Origin of the sequence: Longimicrobium sp. (genome assembly GCA_036389135.1) — a bacterium.
In the GTDB taxonomy this organism is placed as follows: Bacteria; Gemmatimonadota; Gemmatimonadetes; order Longimicrobiales; family Longimicrobiaceae; genus Longimicrobium.
This window is the reverse complement of record DASVQP010000127.1, coordinates 1-1,715: the sequence shown is the minus strand read 5'-3', so window position 1 is coordinate 1,715 and position 1,715 is coordinate 1. Positions and strand designations below refer to the sequence as shown.

The 1,715-nt window shown below is 68.3% G+C and carries 2 protein-coding genes; both read right to left on the bottom strand.

The window, feature by feature from the left end:
- Positions 1–437: 437 nt before the first annotated feature.
- Positions 438–1,202 (bottom strand): methyltransferase domain-containing protein, encoded by a 765-nt coding sequence (locus tag VF584_25435; GenBank protein ID HEX8213538.1) that lies wholly within the window; start codon positions 1,200–1,202, stop codon positions 438–440.
- 154 nt (positions 1,203–1,356) lie between these two features.
- Positions 1,357–1,715, bottom strand: a 359-nt coding sequence (locus VF584_25430) for a sugar transferase (protein ID HEX8213537.1), incomplete at its 5' end; no start/stop codon positions are given.

Sequence of the window (1,715 nt, the reverse complement as noted above, 5' to 3'; positions counted from 1 at the left end):
GCTCGCGGCGCAGGCGCACGTCGTGGAAAGGCACGCCCGGCAGCGCGGCGCGATCCTCCCGCGCAGCACGTTTCACCCGGGTGCCGCTTGACGTCTTTATGTCCATCCGAAAGGGCTGTCCTGGAAAAATTGCGCGCCTGGGGAGAAACCCGGGGCGGACGGCGCCCGATCCTGACGCCTGTACCCCCGTCCACGTCACGCACGAGCGCCGCGGTCAGCACGAACGGTGCCGGGTGCGGGGCTCCACGCGACCCTGCCAGAACGCCGCACCTGGCCCAGATGTGACACTTTGCCCCGCTGGCTCCACACTGATCCAACCAGCCGCGGCCTGCCTGCGAGGCAAATGAAAGTGGACGCGCACCGGATCAGGCGCACGTCCACTTTCATTTTACCACTTCCGGTGGTCTTCTGCCAGCATGGGCGCTGTCTTCGGGCGCTCAGCCGGGCTTGCGGGCGACGAACAGGTAGTTCTGGCAGAGCGGCGACAGCACGGTTCCGAGCACGGCATCGGCCGCGTCGTAGGCGTGCGCCAGCGAGCCCCACCCGCTCAGCGGCGCGGGAAGCCGCCCGAACACGTTGCGCGGGAGCGCCGCGTACCGCCGCAGCTGCACCAGCTCCATCCCGCTCTCCGCGCACAGCCGGCGCACGTCGTCGGCGGTGTAGCGGTACAGGTGTGTGTGGCGGCCCGCGGACCCGTTCACCCTTTCCACCAGGCTGTGCTGGTTGGGGAAGTGGTAGCACACGAAGTGGCCCCCCGGCCGCAGCACGCGGCGGATCTCGCGCAGGCTGCCCGCCTCGTCGCCCTCGAACTCGCGCACGTGCTCCAGCACACCCACGGAGAAGACGGCGTCGAAGCGGTTCTCCGGATGCGGAAGGCGCACGGGCTCCCCCGGCTCGCCCAGCTTGAAGTCGTAGTCGCTCCCCAGGTGCCTGCGCAGCGCGAAGTCTTCGAAGGCGAAGCCGCTCACGCGGTAGCCCATCCGCTTCAGCGCGTACGAGAAGTGCCCGTTGCCGCACCCCCAGTCCAGCACCTCGCTCCCGGCGGGGACGAGACGGCGGGTCAGCCGGTAGAGGCGCCGGTACTGCGCCGCCGTCACCATGCTGCGGAACTGGAGCAGGTCCGCGGTGCTCGGGTCCGTCTCGCGGATCCGCATCAGCTCGCGAAAGATCGCGTCGTCCGTCGGCGCGGCGGCGGGTGTCACTGGCAAAGCTCTGTGCGCGGAGAGAGGAAACGGTGGGAAAAAAGCATCACATAGAGACGCGGAGAAAACGGAAAGGCCACAGAACAAACACTTCTGCTTTTCTCTCCGTTGACTCTGTGGCTCTGTGTGAGGAAAACCGGCACGACCTTGGGCCTCAGTACGCCCCTTCGCCGCGCAGCACCACCACCAGGGTGCGCAGCATGATGCGCACGTCCAGCCAGAGCGACCACTCCGCGATGTAGCTGCGCTCCATGCGCAGCACCTCGTCGAAGTCCGTCACCAGGTTGCGCCCGCTCACCTGCCACGGCCCCGTGATCCCCGGCGTCACCGCCAGCCGCTCGAAGTGCCGCGCCTCGAAGCGATCCATGTCGATGAGCGGCAGCGGCCTCGGCCCCACCAGGCTCATCTCCCCGCGCAGCACGTTGATCAGCTGCGGAAGCTCGTCCAGGCTGGTGCGCCGCAGGATCGCTCCCACCCGCGTGATCCGCGGATCGTCCACCAGCTTGAACAGCG